This window comes from Spirillospora albida (assembly GCF_000718255.1).
GTDB classification, from domain to species: domain Bacteria; phylum Actinomycetota; class Actinomycetes; order Streptosporangiales; family Streptosporangiaceae; genus Spirillospora; species Spirillospora albida.
The window spans coordinates 32,722-56,679 of record NZ_JOFJ01000001.1 but is presented as its reverse complement, the minus strand read 5'-3'; the positions used below and the strand labels follow the sequence as shown (position 1 = coordinate 56,679).

Sequence of the window (23,958 nt, the reverse complement as noted above, 5' to 3'; positions counted from 1 at the left end):
CCCTCACGTTACCGAATGACGTTCGGGAACTTGCGGGGGCGTGGTGCGGAACGCGTTCCGGTACGCCTGCGGGGAGGCTCCGACTCGGCGGGTGAAATGGGCGCGGAGCGTGACGGGAGAGCCGAAACCGGACGCGGCGGCGATCCGCTCGACCGGCAGGTCCGTCGTCTCCAGCAACTGCTGGGCGCGGCGGATCCGGGCGTGCGACAGCCATCGCAGCGGGGTCGTGCCGGCCTGGTCGCGGAAGCGGCGGGTCAGCGTCCGGACGCTGACGGACGCGTGCCGCGCGATGTCGTCGAGGGTGAGCGGCCGGTCGAGGTTGGCCTCCAGCCAGGCGAGGACGGGCTGCAGCGCGGTCGCGCCGTCCGGGGGGTCCTCGTGCCGGATGAACTGGGCCTGGCCGCCGTCGCGCTGGGGCGGCATGACGATGCGGCGCGCGGTGCGGGCGGCGGTCGCGGAGCCGTGGTCGCGCCGGACGATGTGCAGGCACAGGTCGATGCCCGCCGCGATGCCCGCGGAGGTGAGCACCTGCCCCTCGTCCACGTAGAGGACGGACGGGTCGACGTCGACCGACGGGTGCCGCCGGGCCAGGGCGTCCGCCATCCGCCAGTGCGTGGTCGCGCGCCGCCCGTCGAGGAGGCCGGCGGCGGCGAGGACGAAGGCGCCGACGCAGATGGACGCGATGCGGGCGCCGCGGGCATGGGCGGCGCGGAGCGCGTCGACGACCTCGCCGGGCGGTTCGTCCAGGAAGGTGTCGTGCCCCGGGACGATGATCGTGTCGGCCGTGGCGAGCGCGTCCAGGGGGTAGGGCGTCCGCAGGCGGAGGCCGCCGAGCGGGCCGGGTGTCGCGATGCCGTCCGGGGGTGTGCAGACGCGGACGTCGTACAGCGGGACGTCCTCGGCCGTCGTGGTCATCCCGAACACCTGCCCCGGCGTGGACAGATCGAAGGGGACCGCGCCGTCCAGCGCCGGTACCGCTATGACATGCATGGCCAGAACGTAGCGCACAGCGTCATTCCGGCCACTGGTGCCCCCCGTCCGGCGCGGGCACGATCAAGGCGACCGAAGGAGGAACCCCTTGACCGATTTCCGCTTTCCCGGCACCGACCTCGCCCGTGAGGCGTACGACCTCGCCTTCGCCGAGGAGAGTCCGGCGCTCGCGAACCACAGCGTCCGCAGCTACCTGTTCGCCCGCGCGCTCGCCGACCTCGACGGCGCTCCCTACGACGACGAGGTGCTCTTCCTCTCCTGCGTCCTGCACGACATCGGCCTGACGGATCGCGGCGACGGGTCGCAGCGGTTCGAGGTCGATGGCGCCGACGTCGCGGCGGGCTTCCTGCGCGAGCACGGCTGCGCGGAGGAGCGCGTCCAGATCGTCTGGCAGGCGATCGCGCTGCACACCAGCAGCGGCATCGCGCACCGCATGCCCGGCGAGATCGCCCTCGCGCATATCGGCATCGGCGTGGACGTGAGGCACATGGGCGCCGAGCGCCTCCCCGCCGGATTCGCCGACGAGGTCCACGCGGCGTTCCCGCGTCTCGAGCCGGGCTGCGGCCTGCTGAAGATCATCACCGAACAGGTGGCGCGCGACCCCGCCAAGGCGCCCTTCGGCTCGCTGCCCTACGAACTGGCACGGCAGCAGGGCGTTCTCGCGCACGAGCTCCGCTGGGAGGAGCTGGAGCGGAACGCGTGGAGCGGCGTCGCCTGACCGCTCTCGCTAGTGTGGGGGAGATGAGCGGCGCTCCCGAACAGAACCTCCTCGCCCGCGCGCTGTCCCGCGCCGGGGACGCCGGCGAGGTCGACGAGATGGGGACCGCGATCCTCGACGCGGCGCTGGCCAGGTTCGAGCAGTTCGGGCTGCGCCGCACCTCCATGGAGGACGTGGCGCGCGCCGCGAAGGTCGCGCGGGTGACCGTGTACCGGCGGTTCGCGACGAAGAACGACCTGGTCGAGGCCGTCCTGATGCGGGAGATGCGGCGGTTCCTCGACGTGTTCACCGCGGCGATGGACGCCGTCCCGGGTGTCGGCGACCGGGTCGCGGAGGGCTTCCTCATCACGCTGCGGTACGCGCAGGGCCATGCGCTGTCCCGGCGGCTGATGGCGTCGGAGCCGGAGGCGCTGCTGCCGTTCCTCACCGTCGACAGCGGCCCGATCCTGGACGTGGCGCGCCGCTACCTCGCGGGGGTGCTGCGGAGCGCGGAGGGCATCGCGCCCCGGGCGGCGGAACGGGCGGACGCGACGGCCGAGACCCTGATCCGCCTGATGTTGTCGTTCGTCCTGAACCCGAGGAGCTGCGTACCGCTGCAGGACGACGACGCGGCGCGGGAGTACGCCCGCCGACACCTCGCCCCGATGATCACGTAGCGAGGACCGCCTGCAGGAAGTCCCGGGTGCGCTGCTCGGACGGCTCGCCGAAGATCTGCTCCGGCGGCCCCTCCTCGACGATGCGGCCCGCGTCGAACATCAGGACGCGGTCGGAGATGTCCCGGGCGAAGCGCATCTCGTGGGTGACGCACAGGATCGTCAGGTCGTTCTGCCTGGCGATGTCGCGCAGGAGGTCCTGGACGCCGACGACGAGCTCGGGATCGAGCGCCGACGTCACCTCGTCCAGCAGCAGGACCTGCGGCCGCATCGCGAGCGCCCGCGCGATGGCGACGCGCTGCTGCTGCCCGCCGGACAGCCGCGAGGGATGCGCCGTGATCTTGTCGGCGAGCCCGACGAGGTCGAGGAGGTCGCGGGCCCGGTCCTCCGCCTCGTCCCTGGACAGGCCGAGGACGCGCACCGGCCCCTCGGTGAGGTTCCGCAGGACGTTCATGTTCGGGAACAGGTTGAACTGCTGGAACACCATCCCGACCTGCTTGCGCATCTCATGGAGGTGCTTCTGGTTCGCCGGGACGCGTTCGCCCTTGCGCTCCATGTGCCAGAGCGTCCGGTCGCCGATCCAGATGAGACCGCCGTCGGGGGATTCCAGCGTCATCAGCAGCCGGAGGATGGTGGTCTTGCCCGAGCCGCTCGGCCCGATGAGCGTGACGCGCTCGCCGGGCGCGACGTCGAAGTCGAGCTCGCGCAGGACGGTGTGTTCGCCGAACCGCTTCACGACCTTCTCGAACCGGATGCCGGGCGGCGCGCCGTCGCGGCGGACGGGGGCGTCCTTCGACGCGTTCACGAGGGGTTCCACGGGTTGCTCAATGGGTGGCATAGCGCCTCTCCAGGCGTCGGACGAGAATCGACGAGATGACGCTGACCACGACGAACAGCAGCCCGACCATCGTGATCGGCTCCAGGAACCGCAGGGACCTCGACCCCACCTGGTAGGCGGCGTTGAGGACCTCCACGACGTTGACGGCCAGCAGCAGCGGCGAGTCCTTGAACATCGCGATCAGGTAGTTGCCGAGCGTCGGGATCACCCGGCGGACGGCCTGCGGCAGGATCACGTCCAGCCATGCCCGCGAGCGCGGCAGGTTCAGCGCGGTGCACGCCTCCCACTGCCCCTTGGGCACGTCGGCGATGCCGGCCCGGTACACCTCGGCCGTGTAGGTCGAGTAGTGGACGCCGAGCGTGAGCACGCCGGCGGTGAGCGACCCGATCGTGAGGCCGAACGCGGGCAGGACGAAGAAGACGAAGTACAGCTGCGGGATCAGCGGGGTGGAGCGGACGAACTCCGTGATCCACCGCACCGTGTGGTTGACGGCGGCGTACGGGGTGCGGCGCAGAAGCGTCCAGACCAGGCCCAGGACGAGCGCGAGCGCGTAGCCGAGGGTCGTCGCGATCAGGGTGTACCGGAGGCCGTGCAGCAGATCGGGGAGGACGTCGCCGGTGTACTGCCAGTCCCAGGTCATCCGCCCGCCACCCCCGCCGTGTCCAGTGCGGGCCGGGCGGGCAGGCCGCGGCCCAGCATGCGGTCGACGCGGCGTTCGGCGTACCGGACGAGCAGTTGCAGCACCTGGGCGATGACGAAGTACAGGACGAGCGCCACGGTGAACGCGGCGACGGTCTCACCGGTGCTGCCCTGGACGTTCTTCGACACGCGCGTGAGGTCGACGAGCCCGACGAGCGACACGATGGCGGTGCCCTTCATCAGCTCGATCAGCAGGTTGCCGAACGGCGGCAGCATCAGGGCGAACGCCTGCGGCAGCAGGACGCGCCGCATCCGCTGGAACGGGGTGAAGTTCAGCGCGATGGCCGCCTCGTGCTGCGCCTTCGGGACGGCGTTGATCGAGCCCCGGACGACCTCCGCGCCGTAGGCGCCGATGTTCAGGCCGAGGGCGAGCACCGCCGCGAACAGGGTGGCGAACCGGAGTCCGATGAGGGGCAGCGCGTAGAAGAACCAGTACAGCAGCACCAGGGTGGCGTTGCCGCGGAAGAACTCCACGTACACCCGGTTCAGGGCGCGGACGGCGGCGTGCCGGGAGGTGCCCGCCAGGCCGAAGGCCAGGGCGAGCACCAGCGCGAGAGCGCCGCCGAGGAGGGTGAGGCGGATGGTGACCCACGCCCCGTCCACCCATTGGGGGTAGCTGTCGAGGACCTCGGACACCGGGTCAGCCCTTGCAGAACCTGGCGGCCGTGTCGTCCGGCCCCGGCATGTCGGCCTGGGTGAACCCGAACGGCTGCAGGATCGGCAGGAGCCGGTTCTCCCGCTTCAGCTTGGCGAGCTGCTCGTTCCACGCCTTCAGCAGGTCGGCGTCCGCCTGCCGGAACGCGAACGCGCCGGCGCCGAACTGCTCCCTGCCGTCGATGACGGGGGTGAACGCGCCGGTGACCTCGAAGCCCTCGCCCCGATGCTTGGACAGCAGGTCGGCGAGGGAGATGCGGGTCAGCCAGATGCAGTCGATCCGGCCGGCCTTCAGGCCCTCGAAGGCGCTGGCCTGGTCGGCGAACGTCTTGATGTCGCCCTTGGGCACGCCCGTCTTCTCCGCGTAGTCCTGCTCGACCGCGCCGGTCAGGACGCCGACCCTGGCCTTCGTCCTGGCGGGGTCGCCGGCGGCCCGGAGGCCCTTCGGGTTGCCCTCCCTCACCATGAAGGCGCTCTTGGCGACGTACTCGGGGTCGGCGAACGCGGCCGACCCGCAGCGTTCGGGGGTGATGAACATTCCGGCGGAGATGGCGTCGAACCGCTTGGCGTTGAGGCCGCCGATGAGGCCGCCGAAGTCGACCTGGACGCCCTCGACCTTCCCGATCCCGAGTTCCTTGAAGACGACGCGGGCGAGCTCGGGCGCCTCGCCGGTCAGCCTGCCGGACTTGTCGGTGTAACCGTAGGGCGCCTCGTTGGCGAAACCGATGGTGATCTTGCCGGCGTCCCTGGCCCTGGCGAGCGTCCCGCCGCCGGCCCGTTCCGTCGCCGGGTCGGTCGTCGAGCAGCCCGCGGCGGCCAGCGGAACGGCCGCCGACAGCAGGACCGTGCTGCGCAGGAAGTCGCGTCTCGAGGTGGTCATCGTTGAACTCCTGATGCCGTGCCGCCGCGCCCGCGGAGGTCGGACGGGCTCCGCGGGCGCCGCGGCGATGGGGCGGGGTGGGGGAGCGGACGGGCGGCGCTACCGGACGGGCGTGAAGTCGCGCGCCCCGATGAAGGACGGCCGGGGCGCCGGGGCGGAGAACGGCTCCGCGCACGCGTTCTCGACGCTGTTGAACACGATGAACACGTTGGAGCGCGGGAACGGGGTGATGTTCCCGTTCGAGCCGTGCATGCAGTTGCAGTCGAACAGGGTCGCCGACCCGGCGGGGCCGGTGAACAGCTCGATGCCGTGCTTGTCGGCCAGGATCGACAGGCTGTTGGGGTCGGGCGTGCCGATCTCCTGGCCCCGCAGTGACTCCTTGTAGTGGTCGGAGGGGGTCTCCCCGACGCACGACACGAACGTCCGGTGCGAACCCGGCATGATCATCAGGGCGCCGTTGTGGACGAAGTTCTCGGTCAGCGCGACGGAGATGCTCACCGCGCGCATCCGGGGCATGCCGTCCTCCGCGTGCCAGGTCTCGAAGTCCGAATGCCAGTAGAAGTCCTTGCCGGTGAACCCCGGCTTGTAGTTGACCCGGCTCTGGTGGACGTAGACGTCCGAGCCGAGGATCTGCCTGGCGCGGCCGACGACGCGCGGGTCGCGGACGAGCCCGGCGAACACCTCGCTGATCCGGTGGACCTCGAAGATGGAGCGGATCTCGTCGGAGCCCCGCTCGGTGACGGTCCGCTCGTCGGCGAGGATCGCCGGGTCGGACGCCAGCCGCCGTAGCTCGGCCCGGTACTCCTCGACCTCCTCCGGAGAGAGCAGCTGGTCGACGGACAGGAAGCCGTTGGCGTCGTAGGACTCCAGGGTCGCGGCGTCGATCGGGCCGTCGCCGGCGCCGCCGTACACGACCGGGTCCTGCCGGTACAGCAGCGCGGCCTCGCCGCACTTGCGGGTGGGGTAGGCGTCATCGATGGTCGGGTGGGCCTCGATGCTCACGATCCGGACTCCTCCTCGGTCAGCAGCGGGTAGACGCCGTTCTCGTCATGGACCTCCCGCCCGGTGCAGGGCGGGTTGAACACGCAGACGGTCCGCACGTCCGTGTGGGCGCGCAGGGTGTGGTGCTCGTGGCCGTCCAGCAGGTACATCACGCCCGGCCGCAGGTCGTGCTTCTCGCCGGTCTCCTCGTTGACGAGCTCGCCGGTGCCCTCGATGCAGTAGACGGCCTCGATGTGGTTCGCGTACCACATCCGCGTCTCCGTCCCCGCGTACAGGACGGTGTCGTGCAGGGAGAACCCGACACCCTCCTTGGCCAGGACGAAGCGGCGGCTGCGCCAGGTCTCGGCGCGCACGTCGCGCTCCGTGCCGGCGATCTCGTCGAGCGAACGGACGATCATCGGTTCCTCCTCGTGTCCGGTCGGCGGCGCGCCCTCATCAGGCGGCGGCGGTGGCGCGGAGCGCGGCGTGCACCGAGTCGGCCAGGATGTCCAGGCCCTCGGCGAGCTCGGCCTCGGTCGTGGTCAGCGGCGGCAGCAGCTTCACCACCTCGCCCTCCGGGCCGGACGTCTCCATCAGCAGGCCGCGCTCGAACGCCTCCGCGCACACCGCGGGCGCCGCCTCGGGGTCCTTCATCACCAGGCCCCAGGCGAGGCCGCGGCCGCGGACGCCGTCGACCACGTCCGCGTGGGCGGCGGCGATGCCGTCCAGCGCGGCCTCGACCTGCTGGCCCTTGGCGATGGTCTGCTTCTCCATGCCGTCGCCCGTCCAGTGGTCCTCGAGCGCGCCGACCGCCGTGACGAACGCCGGGTTGAACCCGCGGAACGTGCCGTTGTGCTCGCCCGGCTCCCACACGTCCAGGTCGCGGCGCATCAGCGTGACCGCGAACGGCAGCCCGTAGCCGCTCAGCGACTTCGACAGGCACACGATGTCCGGGACGATCCCGGCCTCCTCGAAGGAGAAGAACGCGCCCGTCCGGCCGCAGCCCATCTGGACGTCGTCGACGACCAGGAGGATGTCGTGGCGGCGGCACAGGTCCTGCAGCCCCCGCAGCCACTCGGCGGACGCGACGTTGATGCCGCCCTCGCCCTGCACGGTCTCGACGATCACCGCGGCGGGCGTGTCGAGGCCGCTGCCGCTGTCGGCGAGCATCGTCTCCAGCAGGAGGAAGTCGGGCGTCCGGCCGTCGAGGTAGTTGTCGTAGGGCATCGCGACGCCGTGGCCGAGGGGCACGCCCGCGCCGGTCCGCTTCATCGAGTTCCCCGTCACGGCGAGCGCGCCGAGCGTCATGCCGTGGAAGGCGTTGGTGAAGCTGACGACGGTCTCCCGGCCGGTGTACTTGCGGGCCAGTTTCAGCGCGGCCTCGACCGAATGGTTGCCCGCCGGACCGGGGAACTGGACCTTGTAGTCCAGGCCGCGCGGCTCCAGGACATATTCATTGAATCGTTCCAGAAAGTCGCGTTTCGCGGCCGTGTACATGTCGAGGCTGTGCACGATGCTGTCGGCCGACAGATAGTCCAGCAGCCGCTGTTTCAGGCGGGGGTCGTTGTGGCCGTAGTTGAGGGTGCCGGCGCCGGCGAAGAAATCGAGGTAGGAGCGTCCGTTCTCATCGGTGATACGGCTGCCCTGCGCGGTGGTGAACACCGTCGGCCAGCCGCGACAGTAGCCGCGGACTTCCGATTCCATGCGGGCGAAAACGTCCATGTGTGCCTCCGGGAAGGTCGGTCGGGTCGATCGCGGGCGCGCGCCCGCCGGGGCGCGAGCCGGAAGGGACGGGGGCGGGGGGCGTGCGGTGGCCGGGCGGTCAGTCCCGGCCGGAGATCGGGCCGATGCGGAAGAGCACCTCGGGCTCGTGGCCGCCGCCGGGGAAGTGCTCCGCGCCGAACAGCGGGCTGCGCTCCAGCTCGCATCCGTGGTCGCGGGCGAACGACGCGAACATCGCGGTGGACGCGGCGTTGCCCGGCGTCACGGTCGCCTCCAGGTAGCGGTGGCCGCGGGCGGCCAGCCGGCCGGCGAGCCGGTCCAGCATGCGGCGGGCCAGACCGCGGCCCCGGTGCGACTCGGCGACGGCGACCTGCCACACGAAGAACGTGTCGGGCCGGGCGGGGCGGACGTAGCCGGTGATGAAGCCGCACGCCCCCTCGCCGTCGCGGGCCACCACGGAGGTGTCCGCGAAATCACGGCACCAGAGCGCGTAGCTGTAGGGCGAGTTGACGTCCAGGACACGCGAATCGCGGGCGAGCCGCCACAGCGCGGGACCGTCGGCGGGGCTCGGCTCCTGGAGCCGGACGTCGCTGGTCGGGAGCGGATGCCGGGGCGGTGATTCCAGGGGTTGCGGTGCCATGTCCAAGAAACCTAGCGAACCGCCTCAGGGGACCCGCCGGGCTTGTTATCTGCGAGATGTTTGTCGTGCGGCGGTCCGGGTAGGGCTGACCGGCTGACAAATCCCGGATTATTTCCGGCATGTTAATCGACGGCCCGCGCGCGCATTTTCGCATGATAAGCAGGAGCGATGGCGACCGGCGCGCGGTATCGCCCCCCGGACCACCGCTAGGACCTCGTGAATGATCTATGCGGGCCCGGCGGGAGCTTTTCCATATCGGTTATGTGATGTGATTCACATGATCGCAGGTCAACGCGCGCGGTGCGGCGGGCGTCACGCCGGGCCGCGCGAGGTCGGGGGTTCGCGGAGGTCCGGCGGCGTCCCCGCCCCACTCCGCGACCCCCGTTCCGGACCGGCCGTCCGAAACGGTCACAGGGTCCGGAAACAGTCCCGCGCTAGGAGCGGGCGAAACGGTCGGTCGCCTCGATCAGCCGGTGCAGGATGCCCGGCTCGGTGAACGCGTGGCCCGCGTCGTCCACGATGTGGAACTCCGCCTCCGGCCACGCCTTGTGCAGGTCCCACGCGGTCGCCATCGGCGTGCACACGTCGTAGCGGCCCTGGACGATGACGGCCGGGATGTTCCGGATCCTCTCGACGTCCCGGATGAGCTGCTCGTCCTCGAAGAAGCCGCCGTGCATGAAGTAGTGATTCTCGATCCGGGCGAACGCGACCGCGTAGTCGGGCTCCCCGAACTCCGCCGTGAGCCCCGGATCCGGCCGCAGCGTCAGCGTCGCGCCCTCCCACGTCGACCACGCCCTCGCCGCCGCGATCCGCACCTCCGGGTCCGGCGAGTTCAGGCGCTCGTGGAACGCCGACATCAGGTCCTCGCGCTCGTCCTCGGGGATCGGCTCGACGTACTTCTCCCACAGATCGGGGAACAGCAGCGACGCGCCCTCCTGGTAGAACCAGTACAGCTCGAACGGGCGCAGCGTGAAGACGCCGCGCAGCACCATCTCCGTCACGCGCTCCGGATGCGTCTCCGCGTACGCCAGCGCCAGGGCGCTGCCCCAGCTGCCGCCGAACACCAGCCACCGCTCGATCCCGAGGTGCTCGCGGAGCCGCTCCATGTCGGCGACGAGGTTCCAGGTGGTGTTGGCGTCCAGGGACACGCCCGGGTCCTTCGCGTGCGGCAGGCTCCGCCCGCAGTTGCGCTGGTCGAACAGCACGATCCGGTACGCCTCGGGATCGAACTGGCGGCGATGGTCGGCGACGCAGCCGCCGCCGGGGCCGCCGTGCAGCATCACGGCCGGTTTACCTGCGGGGTTTCCGCAGACTTCCCAGTAAATCTTGTCGCCGTCGCCGACGGTCAGCAGCCCGGAGTCGTAGGGTTCGATCGGTGGGTACAACGAGCGAGGTTCCATGGAGCCGAATTGTTCCACCCGCTCGCGTACCCTGCGAGGATCGCGAAAGCAAACCACAAACAGGGCAAACGTTCCACCGGGCGGCACTAGAGTGCCCTGTGAGCGAAGCGACGAGCCGGCGGGCGAGGAGTGAAGCGAGCATGAGGTCCGGTGCGGTCGGACGAGGAGACCAGTGAGCGAACTCAACGGATCGGGTGGTTCGCGCGGCGTCCCGGACGCCTCCCCGTGGCCCGTCATGGGGCGTGACCCCGGGCGCAAACCCGACATGCACGTCCCGGCGCTCCAGCAGCCGAGACCGATGGCCGAACCGGCCCCCATGCCGGCGCCGCCGGGCGAGTCGTCCCGGCCGCCGGAGGCGCGCCGCGAGGCCGACCAGCCCGAGGCGCAGCCCTGGGACATCGTCGAGCGGCTCCGGCAGATGGCCGACCTCATCGGGGACGCGCTCGCCGCCGGCGAGCGCAAGGTCAGCGAGACCAAGACCGAGACCGCCGCGCAGCTCACGGCCGTGCAGGCCGAGAAGGAGTCGGCGCAGCGGGACGCGGCGGCCGCGTGGGGCGAGGTCCAGCGCTCCCGCGGCCAGGCCGAGCAGGCCGAGCGCCGCGCCGTCGAGGCCGAGCGCCGCACGGCCGAGGCGCAGAACGAGGCCGCCGCGCAGCTCACGGCCGTGCAGGCCGAGAAGGAATCGGCGCAGCGGGACGCGGCGGCCGCGTGGGGCGAGGTCCAGCGCTCCCGCGGCCAGGCCGAGCAGGCCGAGCGCCGCGCCGCCGACGCCGAGCGGCAGGCGGCCGACGCCGAGCGCCGCGCGGCCGAGATGCAGAACGAGGCCGTCCAGCAGATCGCCGCGCTCCAGACCGAGAAGGAGAACGCGCAGCGGGACGCCGCCGCCGCCTGGAACCAGGCCCAGCAGGGCCGGGCCCAGGCCGAGCAGGCCCGCCAGCAGGCCGAGCAGATCCGCGTCCAGGCCGACCAGGCGCGCGCCCAGGCCGAGCAGCTGCGCGCCCAGCTCGACCAGGCGCAGGCGCAGGCCGAGCAGGCCGAGCGGCGCGTCGCCGAGACCGAGGCGACCGTCCGGCAGGCCATCCAGCAGCGCGACGCGATGAGCGAGGCCCGCGACGACGCCCTGCGCGCCGTCGAGGACGCCGTCGCCGGCCGCCGCTCCGCCGAGGCCGAGCGCGACCGCGTCGCCGACCAGGCGGCCGAGCTGTCCCGCGCGCTGGAGAACGCGCACGGCGAGCTGACCGGGCTGCGCGCCAAGGTCACCGACGCCGAGATGACCGCGCAGAACCTCCAGCACACCGTGGTCGCCGCCGGTCAGGAGGTCGAGGAGACCCGCCGCCGCGCCGAGGTGGCCGAGCGGCGCGCCCAGGAGCTCGACCGCCGGGCCCAGGACGCCGAGCGACGGGTCCAGGACGCCGAGCGCCGCGCGCAGGAGACCGACCGGCGCGCGGACGCCGCCGAGGCCGAGCGGCAGCAGGCCCTCGACACCGCCGCGCAGACCCTGGAGGCGGCGAAGAAGGCCGAACGCGACCGCGACGCGGCCGTCAAGGCCCGCGAGGCCGCCGTCCAGGCCCAGGCGCGCGCCGAGTCCGAGCTGACCATCGCCCGGGGCCGCGCCGACCAGGCCGGCCGGGAGCGCGACAAGGCCGTGGCCGGCATGCGCCAGATGGCCGCCGAGCGCGACGCCGTCGCCGAGAAGCTCGCCGAGCGAGACCAGTGGGTCGACCAGCTCGCCCAGGCCGTCACCGAGCAGCGCGCCCAGATCGCCGAGCTGTCCCAGGAGCGCGACGCCGCCCGGAACGCCGCCGACCAGGCGCGCTCCCTGATCGACGAACTCACCCGCCAGCTGAGGACGATCATGCCGACCGCGGCGCCGAGGGTGTAGCCCGCGGCGCGGGGGCGAGAGGGCTCCTCCCGCAGGTCGGGGGCCTGGCACCGGCGGGCGGCTGTTATCCTGGTGGCCCGTGGACGTACGTCCGCCTTGCTACGACCACGGGAGCGCCTTCTTGCCTTCGGCAGCCAGTGGCAGGTCACGTTCTGCCAAGCATCTCTTCGTCACCGGCGGTGTCGCCTCAAGCCTTGGTAAGGGACTGACGGCGTCCAGCCTCGGGCGGCTTCTCACGCTGCGGGGCCTGCGGGTCACGATGCAGAAGCTCGACCCCTACCTCAACGTCGACCCCGGGACGATGAACCCCTTCCAGCACGGGGAGGTCTTCGTCACCGACGACGGGGCGGAGACCGACCTCGACATCGGGCACTACGAGCGGTTCCTCGACACCGACCTGCACGGGTCGGCGAACGTCACGACCGGCCAGGTGTACTCGAACGTGATCGCCAAGGAGCGGCGCGGCGAGTACCTCGGGGACACCGTCCAGGTCATCCCGCACATCACCAACGAGATCAAGGACCGCATCCGCGGCATGGCGGACGACGGCGACGTCGACGTCGTCATCACCGAGGTCGGCGGGACCGTCGGCGACATCGAGTCGCTGCCGTTCCTGGAGGCGGTGCGGCAGATCCGGCACGAGATCGGCCGCGACAACTGCTTCTTCCTGCACGTCTCCCTGCTGCCCTACATCGGGCCGTCCGGGGAGCTGAAGACCAAGCCGACGCAGCACTCGGTGGCGGCGCTGCGCTCGATCGGCATCCAGCCGGACGCGATCGTGTGCCGTTCCGACCGGCCGATCACCGACGGGCTCAAGCAGAAGATCAGCCTGATGTGCGACGTCGACCGCGAGGCCGTCGTGTCCGCCGTCGACGCCGCGTCGATCTACGACATCCCCAAGGTGCTGCACGCCGAAGGGCTGGACGCGTACGTGGTGCAGCGGCTCGGGCTGCCGTTCCGCGACGTGAACTGGGGCGGCTGGGACGAGCTGCTCCGCCGCGTGCACCGGCCCGCCCGGGAGGTCACGATCGCGCTCGTCGGCAAGTACATCGACCTGCCGGACGCGTACCTGTCGGTGACGGAGGCGCTGCGGCACGGCGGGTTCGGGAACGACGCGAAGGTCACCATCCGCTGGGTGAAGAGCGACGACTGCGAGACGCCCGAGGGCGCGGCGCGGGAACTGGACGGGGTGGACGGCGTCCTCATCCCCGGCGGGTTCGGCGTCCGCGGCATCGAGGGCAAGCTCGGCGCGATCCGGCACGCCCGCGAGACGCGGCTGCCGCTGCTCGGCATCTGCCTCGGCCTGCAGTGCATGGTGATCGAGGCGGCCCGGAACCTCGCGGGGCTGGACGGCGCGGGCAGCGCCGAGTTCGACGCGGTCACCGCCCACCCGGTGGTCGCGACCATGGCCGACCAGGTCGACGTCGTCGCCGGTGAGCGGGACATGGGCGGGACGATGCGGCTCGGGCTGTACCCGGCCGACCTCGCCGAGGGCTCCCTCGTCCGGGACCTGTACGGCGAGGCGAAGGTGTCGGAGCGGCACCGCCACCGCTACGAGGTCAACAACTCCTACCGCGACCGGCTGGAGAGGGCGGGCCTGTGGTTCAGCGGCCTGTCGCCGGACGGACGGCTCGTCGAGTACGTCGAGCTGCCGAGGGAGGCGCACCCGTTCTTCGTCGGGACACAGGCGCACCCGGAGTTCCGGTCCCGGCCGACGCGGCCGCACCCGCTGTTCACGGGACTGATCGGCGCGGCGATCGGGTACGCCGACGCCCGCCGGTCCGGCGACCCGGTCCCGGTGGGGGAGTGAGCGCCGGTCCGGGGCTCGGCCCCGGCGACGTCCGCGACGTCCCGGAGCGGTGGCCGGTCGAGGAGAGCTCCACCGAGTTCGCCGGGCGGGTGTTCAGCGTCCGCCGCGACCGGGTCGAGATGCCGTCGGCCGGCGGCACCGAGGTCGTCGCCCGCGACGTCATCGAGCATCCCGGTTCCGTCGGCATCCTCGCGCTGGACGACCGGGACCGCGTGCTGCTGCTGCGCCAGTACCGGCACGCCGCCGGGCACCTGCTGTGGGAGGCGCCCGCCGGGCTGCGGGACGTGGCGGGCGAGCCGCCGCACGAGGTCGCCGAGCGGGAGCTGCTGGAGGAGGCCGGGTACCGGGCCGGGCGGTGGGACACGCTGATCGACGTCCTGCCGTCGCCCGGCATGTCGGACGAGCGGATCCGCGTCTTCCTCGCCCGCGACCTCACCGAGGTCCCCGAGGCGGAGATCGGTTTCGTGCGGGTGCACGAGGAGGCGGACATGCCGATCGTGTGGGTGCCGCTGGACGAGGCCGTCCGCAAGGTGCTCGCCGGGGAGATCCGCAACATGATCGCCTCGATCGGCGTGCTGGCGGCGCACGCGGCCCGCGCCGACGGCTTCCGGGGCCTGCGCCCGGCGGACGCGCCGGAGGGCTGACGCGCGACATGCCGGGGCGGGGCGGGCCGATGACGTCCGCGGTGTCCGTCCCAGGGGGCATGATGGGCTCGTCCCCGCCCTCGCCGGGCGGCCCGCCGACCGCTGAAGAGGTGCGCCCTGTCTCCCGGCACGTCCCCCGGCCCGTCTCCCGGCACATCCCGCGGGGGCGTCCCGCCGCGAACCGAGCCGATCCCCGAGCGCGACACCGCCGCCGGGTCCGCGCTGGGGGAGGCGGTGCGCGCCTACCTGGGGCATCTGGCGGTCGAGCGGGGCCTCGCCGCGAACACGCTCACCGCGTACCGGCGCGACCTGCGCCGCTACGCGCAGGTGCAGGCGGACCGGGGGCGGACGGCGGTCGCCGAGATCACCGAGGACGACGTCCGCGCCTTCCTCACGGGGCTGCGGGACGGTGACGCCGGGCATCCGCCGCTGTCGGCCGGGTCGGCGGCACGGGCGCTGGTCGCCGTGCGCGGCCTGCACCGGTTCGCGCTGCGGGAGGGGCTCGCGCCCCGCGATCCGGCGGCGGACGTGCGGCCGCCCGCGCCGCCGCGGCGGCTGCCGAAGGCGATCTCGCTGGAGGCGGTGGAGCGGCTCCTCGCGGTCGCGGCCGGGCCCGGCGACGACGGCGCCGGGGCCGCCGCCCGGGGCCTGCGCGACCGCGCGCTGCTGGAGTTGCTGTACGGGTCGGGCGCGCGGATCTCCGAGGCCGTCGGCCTGGACGTGGACGACCTGGACCTGGCGGAGGGTTTCGCGCGGGTCGCCGGCAAGGGCGGCAAGGCCCGGATCGTCCCGATCGGCGACTACGCGCGGCAGGCCGTCGACGCGTACCTGGTGCGGGCCCGCCCGGAACTGGCGCGGGCGGGGCGCGGCGGGCCGGCGCTCTTCCTCAACGCGCGCGGCGGCCGGCTGTCGCGGCAGGGCGCCTGGATGGTGCTGCGCGCCGCCGCCGACCGGGCCGGGCTGTCGGAGGTGTCCCCGCACACGCTCCGCCATTCGTTCGCGACCCATTTGCTGGACGGAGGGGCGGATGTGCGGGTCGTCCAGGAACTACTGGGGCACGCCTCGGTGACGACCACGCAGGTCTACACTCTGGTGACGGTCCGGCTGCTGCGCGAGGTGTACGCGACGTCCCATCCGCGCGCCCGTGACCGGCCGGCCGGATGACAATTCCCGCCTATCGGCGCGCGTCGCCTTGAGTCGTGGTGGTCAGGCGCTTAGAGTCGCCGTTCTGGACGGCATTTCCGGGCCGCCGGGGAGGGATCTGGTGACCAGCAGACAGGGAGCGGAGGGTGTTCTGGCCTCCGCGACCATTGAGACCGACCCGAGCCGTGGCCTCGGGCCGACGCAGCGACCCGTTCCGGTGTTCCCGGACCCGGAACCCCTGGCCGAGCACGGCCCCGCGCGGATCGTCGCGATCTGCAACCAGAAGGGCGGGGTCGGCAAGACCACCACGACCATCAACCTGGGCGCGGCGCTCGCCGAGTACGGCCGCCGCATCCTGCTCGTCGACTTCGACCCGCAGGGCGCGCTGTCCGTCGGGCTCGGCAAGGGCGACCCGCGCCAGCTCGAGGTCACGATCCACAACCTGCTGCTCGAGCACGACACCGAGTGGCAGGACGTGGTCATCGAGACCGGCGTCGACGGCATGGACCTGCTGCCCAGCAACATCGACCTGTCCGGCGCGGAGGTCCAGCTCGTCCACGAGGTGGGCCGCGAGTACATCCTGCAGCAGGCGCTGAAGTCGGCCATCCCGCACTACGACTACATCCTCATCGACTGCCAGCCGTCGCTCGGCCTGCTGACGGTGAACGCGCTGGCCGCCAGCGAGGGCGTGCTGATCCCGCTGGAGTGCGAGTACTTCGCGATGCGGGGCGTGGCGCTGCTGATGGAGACGATCGACAAGGTGCAGGGCCGGATCAACCCGGAGCTGGTCATCGACGGCGTCCTCGGCACCATGTACGACTCCCGGACGCTGCACACCCGCGAGGTCCTCGGCCGGATTGTGGAGGCGTTCGGCGACAAGGTCTTCCACACGGTGATCAACCGGACGGTCCGCTTCCCGGACGCGACCGTCGCGGGCGAGCCGATCACGTACTTCGACCCGAACTCGATGGGGGCGAACGCCTACCGCGGTCTGGCCCGTGAGGTCCTCGCCCGGTGGTCGGGCCTGGAGTGAACCCGGAGCCGCCGGCGGCCCTCCCTCCGGACGCGCCGCCGACCGGGCGCGCCGTCCTCGTCATCGTCGCCGCGGTCACCGCCGCCGTGCTGCTCACGGGGGCGGTCGTCGTCTCGCACCTGCTGCTGGACGACGACGAGCCGGCGAAGGCCGAGCCCGCCCGGCTGCGGGCGCCCGTGACGTTCCGGCAGGTGTCCGCCACCGAGACGGCACCGTGCAAGGCGGGGGCGATCCCCGCCGAGACCGGCACGACCTGCTACTGGCTCGCCCCCGCCGGGATGGTCGTCCAGCAGGTCGAGGACGTCCGGCTCGTCTATCCGGACGGGAAGAACGGGCAGACCACTTGGGGCGTCGCCATCAAGCTGACCCCCGCTGACGCGGCCGAGTTCGCCGAGCTGTCCGGAAAGGCCGCCGCGGTCCCGGAGGATCGACCCGGCAGACAGGTGGCGATCATCGTCGGCGGACGGGTGCTCTCCGCGCCGATGATCATGCAGCGGATCGCCGGGCCGGAGGTCGTGATCTCGGGGCAGTTCGCCCGGAAAGACGTCGAGGGGCTCGTGGAGCGGCTGACCGCCCGCAGGCCCGCCTGATCGTCCCGGACGACCCGCGGGGCATGGGATGATGGGTCCGGTGAGCACCGTGCCGCCCTCCGCTACCGGAATGCGGGCCAGTGCTCCGGCCTTCAGGCCAGGGGTGAAGGCCGGCGCTGGGAGGGCCGCTGGACCCGAGCAGTGTCTTAAGCGGGACGGTTCTGCTGCTCGATGTACTGCTTCACGACGCTCAGCGGTGCCCCGCCGACAGAGCCCGCGAAGTACGAGCCCGACCAGAGTTTGTTGGTTCGATAGTAGTGGTGTACAAGGTCGGGGAACTCCTGTCGTAGGCGGCGGGAGGAGACGCCCTTGAGGCTGTTGACCAGCCGGGCCACCGCGATCTTGGGCGGAAAGTCGACCAGGAGGTGCACGTGGTCGTGCGCGCCGTTGAACTCGACCAGCTCGGCCTCGAAGTCGGCGCATACGTCCCGCATGATCTGCTCCATCCGGGCCAGGTGTCGATCGGTGAACACCTCGTGCCGGAACTTTGTGACGAAGACCAAGTGGACGTGCATCGCGAAAACGCAATGTCTGCCGGTACGAATGTTTGGAAGTTCAGCCATAAACCAACATGGTAGAGTGCTTTTCGTGCAGCTCCGGTACCCGTTCCGTGTCTATCCGGCGCCCGGCCGGCAGATCGAACTGGCTCGGGCGTTCGGGTGCGCCCGCGCGGTGTTCAACGACGGGCTGCGCCTGCGGCAGGATGCATGCGAGCAGGGCTTGCCGTACATCTCGGACGCCGCGCGGTCCACGCGCAGCGTGGAGGGAATCTCCGTCCTTTAGGACGGAGAGGATGTCAACGTGGGTGACGTGGACGAGACGCCGACGGAACCCGAGAGCGCCGAGGCGTCCGGTTTCCGTGTCCATCTCAGCAACTTCGAGGGCCCCTTCGACCTGCTGCTCGGGCTGATCTCCAAGCACAAGCTCGACATCACCGAGGTGTCGCTGCACAAGGTCACCGACGACTTCATCGCGCACATCCGCTCGCACGGCAAGGACTGGGACCTCGACCAGGCCAGCCACTTCCTGCTGGTCGCCGCGACGCTCCTCGACCTGAAGGCGGCGCGGCTGCTGCCGTCCGGGGAGGTCGACGACGAGGACGACCTCGCCCTGCTGGAGGCCCGCGACCTGCTGTTCGCGCGGCTCCTGCAGTACCGGGCGTACAAGGAGGTCGCGCAGATGTTCGCGGGCCGGATCGCCGAGCAGGACCGGCGGTTCCCGCGCCTCGTCCCGATGGAGCCGCGGTTCGCGAACCTGCTGCCGGAGGTGCTGCTCGGCCTCGGGCCGGAGGAGTTCGCGCGGCTCGCCGCTAAGGCCGTCGCGCCGAAGGCGCCGCCGGCGGTGTCGGTCGAGCACATGTACCAGCCGAAGGCCAGCGTGAAGGAGCAGGCCGCGATCGTCGTGGAGCGGCTCCGCCGGCTGCGGCGGACGACGTTCCGGGTCCTCGCGGCCGACGCCGACGGCACCTACGAGGTCGTCGCCCGGTTCCTCGCGCTGCTGGAGCTGTACCGGGAGCAGGTCGTCGCGTTCGAGCAGGTCGAGGCGCTCGGGGAGCTCCACGTCACCTGGACGGGGACGGACGAGGGCGCCATCGAGGTCGGCGACGACTACGAGGGCGCCCCGGAGAAGGACGCGGAACAGAAGGACGCGGAAGAAGGACGGGACGAGGATGACTGACGGACCCGGCGCGCCGGAACCGGGGGCGGAGCCGACGCTGCGCGCGTCCATCGAGGCGATCCTGCTCGTGGTGGACGAGCCCGTCGCCGAGATCACGCTCGCGCAGCTGCTGGAGCGGCCGCGCGGCGAGGTCGCCGCGACGCTGCGCGAGCTCGCGGCGGAGTACACCGGCCAGGGCCGGGGGTTCGACCTCCGGGAGGTCGCGGGCGGCTGGCGGTTCTACACCCGGGACGTGTGCGCCCCGGTCGTGGAGAGGTTCGTCACCGACGGCCAGCAGGCGCGGCTGACGCAGGCGGCGCTGGAGACCCTCGCGGTGGTGGCGTACCGGCAGCCGGTGAGCCGCGCGCGGGTGTCGGCGATCCGCGGGGTGAACAGCGACGGCGTCATGCGGACGCTGACGCTGCGCGGCCTCATCGAGGACGCCGGGCAGGAGCCCGAGTCCCAGGCGCACCTGTACCGGACGACCGGGTACTTTCTGGAGCGGCTCGGGCTGCGCTCCCTGGAGGAGCTGCCGGAGCTCGCCCCTTACCTGCCCGACGACCTGCCCGACGATCTGATCGAGGAAAAGTGAGCGAGAACGAGGGTGTGCGGCTGCAGAAGGTCCTGGCCGAGGCCGGGATCGGAAGCCGCCGCCACTGCGAGGAGCTGATCGGCGAGGGCCGCGTCACCGTCAACGGGAAGCGGGTGTTCCGGTTCGGCGAGCGCGTCGACCCCGAGCGCGCGGTCATCCATGTGGACGGCAAGCGCGTCGAGACCCGTTCCGAGATGCGCTACTACATGATCAACAAGCCGCGTGGCGTGGTGTCGACGATGTCGGACGAGCGGGGCCGCAAGTCCCTCGCCGACTACGTCGACGTGCCGGAGCGGCTGTTCCACGTGGGGCGGCTCGACACCGACACCGAGGGGCTGATCCTGCTCACCAACGACGGGGAGCTGTCGCACCGCCTCACCCACCCGTCGTACGGGGTGTTCAAGACCTACCTCGCGGAGATCCACGGGCCGATCCCGCGCGACCTCGGCAAGCGGCTGAAGGCCGGGGTGCAGCTGGAGGACGGCCCCGCCAAGGCCGACCGGTTCCGGATCTTCGACCAGGTGGGGCGGCGCGTCCTGGTGGAGATCACCCTGCACGAGGGGCGCAAGCACATCGTGCGGCGGCTGCTGAAGGAGGTCGGGTTCCCCGTCCAGCAGCTCGCCCGAATAGAGTTCGGGCCGATCAAGCTCGGCCAGCTGAAGCCGGGCGGGATGCGGGCGCTGACCGTGCACGAGATCGGCGCGCTCTACAAGGCCGTGGATCTCTAGGCTTCCGGTCGGCAGGACAAGGTTTCGCAGGAGGGACGGGGACAGTGGCGGTACGCGCGATCCGAGGGGCGACGCAGGTCGACGCCGACGATCGGGACCAGATCCTGGAGGCGACGACGGAACTGGTCGGCGAGGTGATGGGCCGCAACGGCCTGAGCACCGACGACGTCATCAGCGTGATCTTCACGGTGACGCCGGACCTGTCGGCGGAGTTCCCGGCGCTGGCCGCGCGCAAGCTGGGCTTCCACGAGGTGCCGCTGCTGTGCGCGAGCGAGATCGGCGTCCCGCACGCGCTGCCGCGGGTGATCCGGCTGATGGCGCACGTGGAGACCGGCCGCCCCCGCGCGGACGTCCAGCACGTGTACCTGCGCGGTGCGACGGCCCTTCGCCTGGACATCGCGCAGTGAACGCGGACGCGGTGCCGCGGCGGATCGTGGTCGTCGGGACGGGCCTGGTCGGCACGTCGGTCGCGCTCGCGATGCGCGAGCGCGACGCGGAGGTGCTGCTGACCGACCGGGACCCGGCGGCGCTGGAACTGGCCGTCGAGCTGGGCGCGGGCACGGCGCTGCCGGACGGCGCGCGGGGGGAGCCGGCCGATCTCGCGGTGCTCGCGGTGCCGCCGGCGGCGGTGGCGGTCACGCTGCTGGACGCGCAGAAGCGCGGCCTCGCGACGGCCTACACCGATGTGGCGAGCGTGAAGGCGCGGCCCCTGGCGCAGGCGGCGGAGCTGGGCTGCGACCTGTCGGTGTTCGTGGCGGGCCATCCGCTGGCGGGCAGCGAGCGGTCCGGTCCGGGCGCGGCGCGCGCCGACCTGTTCCTCGGCCGTCCGTGGGCGCTGTGCCCCACGGACGGCGCCGACCCGGCGGTGGTCGCGGTCGTGACCGGGCTGGTGAAGGCGTGCGGCGCGATGCCCGTCACGGTGGACGCGGCGGAGCACGACCGGGCGGTCGCGCTGGTGTCGCACGGCCCGCACGTGGTGTCGGCGGCCGTCGCGGCGCGCCTGACGGGCGCCGACGAGGTGGCCCTCGGCCTGTCCGGGCAGGGCGTCCGGGACGTGACGCGGATCGCGGCGAGCGACCCCCGGCTGTGGATCGGGATCCTGTCGGCGAACGCCGAGCCGGTCGCGGACGTGCTGGAGGCCGTCGCGACCGACCTCGCGGTGGCGGCCTCGCTGCTGCGGGACGGCAGCGAGGAGGCCGCGACGCACGTCGCGGACCTGCTGCTGCGCGGCAACGCGGGCCGGTCCCGGATCCCGGGCAAGCACGGCGGCCGGGCGCCGGAGTACGCGGAGGTCCCGGTGGTGATCCCGGACCGTCCGGGCGAGCTGGCGATGATCTTCCAGGCGGCGGGGATCGCCGGGGTCAACATCGAGGACGTGACGATCGAGCACTCCCCGGGCCGTCCCGTCGGCGTCCTGCAGATCTCCGTGGTGCCGGAGGCGGCCGACCGCCTCGCCACGGAGCTGCGCGCCCGCGGATGGTCGGTTCCGGGGCGATAGGCCGGTAGCCTGAGAGACCGGGTTCCCGGCGAGATCGCCGCCCGTCCCACCCCCGCCGAGTGAAGGAAAGGGAGCGATCGTGTCGCTCGTCATCGCCATGGACGGCCCGTCCGGGTCCGGCAAGTCCAGCGCGTCCAAGGGGGTCGCGAAGGCCCTCGGCCTGCGCTACCTCGACACCGGCGCGATGTACCGGGCGATGACGTGGTGGATGCTCCAGGCCGGCGTTCCGGTCGAGGACGCGGAGGCCGTCGCGGCCCGCGCGGGCGAGCCGGTGCTGGTGTCCGGCACCGACCCGGCCGCCCCGGCGATCACGGTGGACGGCACGGACGTGTCCGCGCCGATCCGCGGCCGGGAGGTCACGAACGCGGTCAGCGCGGTCAGCCGCGTCCCGGCGGTCCGGGAGCGGCTCGTCGCCCTCCAGCGGGAGATCATCGGGGAGGGCGGGATCGTGGTGGAGGGCCGCGACATCGGCACGGTCGTCGCGCCGGACGCGCCGGTGAAGGTGTACCTGACCGCCAGCGAGCAGGCCCGCGCCGAGCGCCGCGCGAAGGACCTGGCGGCCGACCCGGCCGCGTCGGTGACCGTGACGCAGGCCGAGCAGGCCCGCCGCGACCGGCTCGACTCCACCAGGAAGGCGTCCCCGCTGGCGAAGGCGGCGGACGCGCACGAGATCGACTCGACCGAGATGGACCTCGGCGAGGTCATCGAGGCGGTCGTCCGCCTCGCCAAAGAGCAGGAGTAGCGGGCGCCCGGCGCCCGCGGGGATGGCACAGTGAGCGAATACGAGATGGAGACGGCCGTCGCCGGCCCGGCCGTCGACGACTTCGACGGGGACACCGGTCCGGCGCCGGTGGTGGCGGTGGTGGGGCGCCCGAACGTCGGCAAGTCCACGCTGGTGAACCGGATCCTCGGCCGCCGCGAGGCGGTCGTCGAGGACGTCCCGGGCGTGACCCGCGACCGGGTCGCCTACGACGCGACGTGGTCGGGCCGCCGGTTCACGGTGGTCGACACCGGCGGGTGGCTGCCGGACGCGTCCGGCCTCGCCGCCGCGATCGCCGAGCAGGCGCGGCTGGCGGTCGACCTCGCCGACGTGGTGATGTTCGTGGTGGACGCGACGGTCGGCGCGACGGACGTCGACGAGGCCGTGGTGGAGATCCTCCGCCGGTCCGGCAAGCCGGTGGTGCTGGCCGCCAACAAGGTCGACGACCAGGCCGGCGAGATGGACGCGGCGGCGCTGTGGTCGCTCGGCATCGGCGAGCCGCATCCGGTCAGCGCGGTGCACGGGCGCGGCTCGGGCGACCTGCTTGACGCGGTGCTGGAGGCGCTGCCGGCGGAGGCGCCGCCGGAGACGTTCGAGGACGCGGGCGGGCCGCGCCGGGTGGCGCTGCTGGGCCGCCCGAACGTCGGCAAGTCGAGCCTGCTGAACCAGCTGGCGGGGGAGAAGCGCGCGGTCGTCGACTCCGTCGCCGGCACGACCCGCGACCCGGTCGACGAGCTGATCGAGCTCGGCGGCAAGACGTGGCGGTTCATCGACACGGCGGGGATCCGGCGGCGGCACCGGGAGAACCAGGGCGCCGACTTCTACGCGACGCTGCGGACGCAGTCGGCGCTGGAGCGGGCGGAGGTCGCGGTCGTCCTCGTGGACGCCGACGAGCCGCTCGCCGAGCAGGACCTGCGGATCATCTCGATGGTGGTCGACTCGGGCCGGGCGCTGGTCGTCGCGTACAACAAGTGGGACCTGCTGGACGAGGAGCGCCGCCACTACCTGGAGCGCGAGATCGACCGGCAGCTCCACAACGCGCGCTGGGCGCCCCGCGTGAACATCTCCGCGAAGACGGGCCGGCACATGGAGAAGCTGGTGCCGGGCATCGAGACGGCGCTGGAGGGGTGGAGCACGCGCGTCCCGACGTCCAAGCTCAACCAGTTCTTCGCCGACCTGGTGAACTCGCACCCGCACCCGATCCGGGGCGGGAAGCAGCCGCGGGTGCTGTTCGCGACGCAGGCGGGGGTGCGCCCTCCGCGGTTCGTGCTGTTCACGTCCGGGTTCCTGGAGGAGGGGTACCGGCGGTTCATCGAGCGGCGGCTGCGCGAGGAGTTCGGCTTCGCCGGGACGCCCCTCGACATCACGATGAAGATCCGCGAGAAGCGGGGCAAGGGCAGGAAGTAAAGGTGTCCGCGCGCGGCGGCCCGTCCGGGAGACCTTCCCA

Annotated in this window: 27 protein-coding genes; 16 read left to right on the top strand and 11 right to left on the bottom strand. The window is 72.3% G+C overall.

From position 1 onward, the window contains the following. Positions 1-3 precede the first annotated feature (3 nt). Positions 4-990 carry a GlxA family transcriptional regulator gene (locus tag IE99_RS0100315; protein WP_037558474.1) on the bottom strand — a complete coding sequence of 329 codons (987 nt, stop codon included), beginning with the start codon at positions 988-990 and terminating at the stop codon, positions 4-6. A gap of 88 nt (positions 991-1,078) precedes the next feature. Here IE99_RS0100315 and IE99_RS0100310 point away from each other — a divergent pair, with 88 nt between their 5' ends. Then, positions 1,079-1,708, top strand: a complete 630-nt coding sequence (locus IE99_RS0100310) for an HD domain-containing protein (RefSeq protein ID WP_030144811.1) — start codon at positions 1,079-1,081, stop codon at positions 1,706-1,708. Between the two features lie 23 nt (positions 1,709-1,731). After that, positions 1,732-2,364, top strand: a complete 633-nt coding sequence (locus tag IE99_RS0100305; RefSeq protein ID WP_030144810.1) for a TetR/AcrR family transcriptional regulator — start codon at positions 1,732-1,734, stop codon at positions 2,362-2,364. On the opposite strand, the gene ehuA is transcribed toward IE99_RS0100305, so the two are convergent. From ehuA to pip, 9 genes are all read right to left on the bottom strand, one after another. After that, a complete protein-coding gene (ehuA, locus tag IE99_RS0100300; RefSeq protein WP_030144809.1) occupies positions 2,357-3,199 on the bottom strand; it encodes an ectoine/hydroxyectoine ABC transporter ATP-binding protein EhuA in 843 nt (280 codons plus the stop codon). The two genes, IE99_RS0100305 and ehuA, sit on opposite strands and share 8 nt — an antisense overlap. After that, positions 3,186-3,839 (bottom strand): ectoine/hydroxyectoine ABC transporter permease subunit EhuD, encoded by a 654-nt coding sequence (ehuD, locus tag IE99_RS0100295; RefSeq protein WP_030144808.1) that lies wholly within the window; start codon positions 3,837-3,839, stop codon positions 3,186-3,188. The genes ehuA and ehuD overlap by 14 nt, the downstream gene beginning before the upstream one ends. After that, a complete protein-coding gene (gene ehuC, locus IE99_RS0100290) occupies positions 3,836-4,534 on the bottom strand; it encodes an ectoine/hydroxyectoine ABC transporter permease subunit EhuC (protein ID WP_037558412.1) in 699 nt (232 codons plus the stop codon). The genes ehuD and ehuC overlap by 4 nt, the downstream gene beginning before the upstream one ends. Before the next feature lie 4 nt (positions 4,535-4,538). Next, the gene (gene ehuB, locus IE99_RS0100285) at positions 4,539-5,432 is read right to left on the bottom strand and encodes an ectoine/hydroxyectoine ABC transporter substrate-binding protein EhuB (RefSeq protein WP_030144806.1); all 894 of its coding nucleotides are present in this window, start codon (positions 5,430-5,432) and stop codon (positions 4,539-4,541) included. 99 nt (positions 5,433-5,531) lie between these two features. After that, a complete protein-coding gene (gene thpD, locus IE99_RS0100280) occupies positions 5,532-6,434 on the bottom strand; it encodes an ectoine hydroxylase (protein ID WP_030144805.1) in 903 nt (300 codons plus the stop codon). Further along, positions 6,431-6,832, bottom strand: a complete 402-nt coding sequence (locus IE99_RS0100275; protein WP_030144804.1) for an ectoine synthase — start codon at positions 6,830-6,832, stop codon at positions 6,431-6,433. The genes thpD and IE99_RS0100275 overlap by 4 nt, the downstream gene beginning before the upstream one ends. A gap of 37 nt (positions 6,833-6,869) precedes the next feature. Beyond that, the gene (ectB, locus tag IE99_RS0100270) at positions 6,870-8,135 is read right to left on the bottom strand and encodes a diaminobutyrate--2-oxoglutarate transaminase (protein WP_030144803.1); all 1,266 of its coding nucleotides are present in this window, start codon (positions 8,133-8,135) and stop codon (positions 6,870-6,872) included. Positions 8,136-8,235: 100 nt separating this feature from the next. Beyond that, entirely contained in the window at positions 8,236-8,775 is a 540-nt protein-coding gene (gene ectA, locus IE99_RS0100265; RefSeq protein ID WP_030144802.1) for a diaminobutyrate acetyltransferase, read from the bottom strand. A gap of 434 nt (positions 8,776-9,209) precedes the next feature. Continuing rightward, entirely contained in the window at positions 9,210-10,175 is a 966-nt protein-coding gene (gene pip, locus IE99_RS0100260; protein ID WP_030144801.1) for a prolyl aminopeptidase, read from the bottom strand. A gap of 172 nt (positions 10,176-10,347) precedes the next feature. Here pip and IE99_RS28680 point away from each other — a divergent pair, with 172 nt between their 5' ends. The 6 genes from IE99_RS28680 to IE99_RS0100230 all read left to right on the top strand — a co-directional run bounded on the left by IE99_RS28680 (position 10,348) and on the right by IE99_RS0100230 (position 17,277). Continuing rightward, positions 10,348-12,057 carry a coiled-coil domain-containing protein gene (locus tag IE99_RS28680; RefSeq protein ID WP_037558408.1) on the top strand — a complete coding sequence of 570 codons (1,710 nt, stop codon included), beginning with the start codon at positions 10,348-10,350 and terminating at the stop codon, positions 12,055-12,057. 121 nt (positions 12,058-12,178) lie between these two features. Beyond that, entirely contained in the window at positions 12,179-13,867 is a 1,689-nt protein-coding gene (locus IE99_RS0100250) for a CTP synthase (protein WP_030144800.1), read from the top strand. Then, positions 13,864-14,511 carry an NUDIX domain-containing protein gene (locus IE99_RS0100245; RefSeq protein WP_030144799.1) on the top strand — a complete coding sequence of 216 codons (648 nt, stop codon included), beginning with the start codon at positions 13,864-13,866 and terminating at the stop codon, positions 14,509-14,511. Before IE99_RS0100250 ends, IE99_RS0100245 begins: the two co-directional genes overlap by 4 nt. 189 nt (positions 14,512-14,700) lie before the next feature. After that, a complete protein-coding gene (locus tag IE99_RS0100240) occupies positions 14,701-15,675 on the top strand; it encodes a site-specific tyrosine recombinase XerD (protein WP_030144798.1) in 975 nt (324 codons plus the stop codon). A 130-nt stretch (positions 15,676-15,805) separates the two neighbouring features. After that, positions 15,806-16,687, top strand: a complete 882-nt coding sequence (locus IE99_RS0100235) for a ParA family protein (protein ID WP_425423784.1) — start codon at positions 15,806-15,808, stop codon at positions 16,685-16,687. Then, positions 16,669-17,277, top strand: coding sequence for a SecDF P1 head subdomain-containing protein (locus tag IE99_RS0100230; protein ID WP_157609935.1), 609 nt, complete (start codon positions 16,669-16,671; stop codon positions 17,275-17,277). The genes IE99_RS0100235 and IE99_RS0100230 overlap by 19 nt, the downstream gene beginning before the upstream one ends. A 146-nt stretch (positions 17,278-17,423) precedes the next feature. Here the strand turns inward: IE99_RS0100230 and tnpA are convergent, their stop codons facing one another. After that, on the bottom strand, positions 17,424-17,840 hold the full coding sequence (gene tnpA, locus IE99_RS0100225) for an IS200/IS605 family transposase (RefSeq protein WP_030144795.1): 417 nt from the start codon (positions 17,838-17,840) through the stop codon (positions 17,424-17,426). A gap of 25 nt (positions 17,841-17,865) precedes the next feature. Here tnpA and IE99_RS0100220 point away from each other — a divergent pair, with 25 nt between their 5' ends. From IE99_RS0100220 to der, 8 genes are all read left to right on the top strand, one after another. After that, on the top strand, positions 17,866-18,060 hold the full coding sequence (locus IE99_RS0100220; RefSeq protein ID WP_342666172.1) for a helix-turn-helix domain-containing protein: 195 nt from the start codon (positions 17,866-17,868) through the stop codon (positions 18,058-18,060). An 18-nt stretch (positions 18,061-18,078) separates the two neighbouring features. Then, positions 18,079-18,954 (top strand): segregation and condensation protein A, encoded by an 876-nt coding sequence (locus IE99_RS0100215; RefSeq protein ID WP_425423779.1) that lies wholly within the window; start codon positions 18,079-18,081, stop codon positions 18,952-18,954. Then, entirely contained in the window at positions 18,947-19,525 is a 579-nt protein-coding gene (gene scpB / locus IE99_RS0100210) for an SMC-Scp complex subunit ScpB (protein WP_030144792.1), read from the top strand. Before IE99_RS0100215 ends, scpB begins: the two co-directional genes overlap by 8 nt. Continuing rightward, positions 19,522-20,253, top strand: coding sequence for a pseudouridine synthase (locus IE99_RS0100205; RefSeq protein ID WP_030144791.1), 732 nt, complete (start codon positions 19,522-19,524; stop codon positions 20,251-20,253). The genes scpB and IE99_RS0100205 overlap by 4 nt, the downstream gene beginning before the upstream one ends. Before the next feature lie 44 nt (positions 20,254-20,297). Beyond that, positions 20,298-20,660, top strand: a complete 363-nt coding sequence (gene aroH, locus IE99_RS0100200) for a chorismate mutase (RefSeq protein ID WP_030144790.1) — start codon at positions 20,298-20,300, stop codon at positions 20,658-20,660. Beyond that, complete coding sequence (locus IE99_RS0100195; RefSeq protein ID WP_030144789.1) at positions 20,657-21,751, top strand: prephenate dehydrogenase; 1,095 nt, start codon at positions 20,657-20,659, stop codon at positions 21,749-21,751. The genes aroH and IE99_RS0100195 overlap by 4 nt, the downstream gene beginning before the upstream one ends. 79 nt (positions 21,752-21,830) lie before the next feature. Continuing rightward, positions 21,831-22,493, top strand: a complete 663-nt coding sequence (gene cmk, locus IE99_RS0100190) for a (d)CMP kinase (protein ID WP_030144788.1) — start codon at positions 21,831-21,833, stop codon at positions 22,491-22,493. Positions 22,494-22,523: 30 nt separating this feature from the next. Further along, positions 22,524-23,918: a ribosome biogenesis GTPase Der gene (gene der, locus IE99_RS0100185; protein WP_030144787.1), complete on the top strand. Its 1,395-nt coding sequence runs from the start codon at positions 22,524-22,526 to the stop codon at positions 23,916-23,918. Positions 23,919-23,958: the final 40 nt, after the last annotated feature.

What these genes read in the sequence shown, in the direction of transcription:
- IE99_RS0100275 (WP_030144804.1), bottom strand. Translation starts at nt 6,832, where the DNA reads ATGATCGTCCGTTCGCTCGACGAGATCGCCGGCACGGAGCGCGACGTG.
- ehuD (WP_030144808.1), bottom strand. Translation starts at nt 3,839, where the DNA reads ATGACCTGGGACTGGCAGTACACCGGCGACGTCCTCCCCGATCTGCTG.
- ehuA (WP_030144809.1), bottom strand. Translation starts at nt 3,199, where the DNA reads ATGCCACCCATTGAGCAACCCGTGGAACCCCTCGTGAACGCGTCGAAG.
- tnpA (WP_030144795.1), bottom strand. Translation starts at nt 17,840, where the DNA reads ATGGCTGAACTTCCAAACATTCGTACCGGCAGACATTGCGTTTTCGCG.
- IE99_RS0100305 (WP_030144810.1), top strand. Translation starts at nt 1,732, where the DNA reads ATGAGCGGCGCTCCCGAACAGAACCTCCTCGCCCGCGCGCTGTCCCGC.
- ectB (WP_030144803.1), bottom strand. Translation starts at nt 8,135, where the DNA reads ATGGACGTTTTCGCCCGCATGGAATCGGAAGTCCGCGGCTACTGTCGC.
- pip (WP_030144801.1), bottom strand. Translation starts at nt 10,175, where the DNA reads ATGGAACCTCGCTCGTTGTACCCACCGATCGAACCCTACGACTCCGGG.
- scpB (WP_030144792.1), top strand. Translation starts at nt 18,947, where the DNA reads ATGACTGACGGACCCGGCGCGCCGGAACCGGGGGCGGAGCCGACGCTG.
- ectA (WP_030144802.1), bottom strand. Translation starts at nt 8,775, where the DNA reads ATGGCACCGCAACCCCTGGAATCACCGCCCCGGCATCCGCTCCCGACC.
- IE99_RS0100315 (WP_037558474.1), bottom strand. Translation starts at nt 990, where the DNA reads ATGCATGTCATAGCGGTACCGGCGCTGGACGGCGCGGTCCCCTTCGAT.
- ehuB (WP_030144806.1), bottom strand. Translation starts at nt 5,432, where the DNA reads ATGACCACCTCGAGACGCGACTTCCTGCGCAGCACGGTCCTGCTGTCG.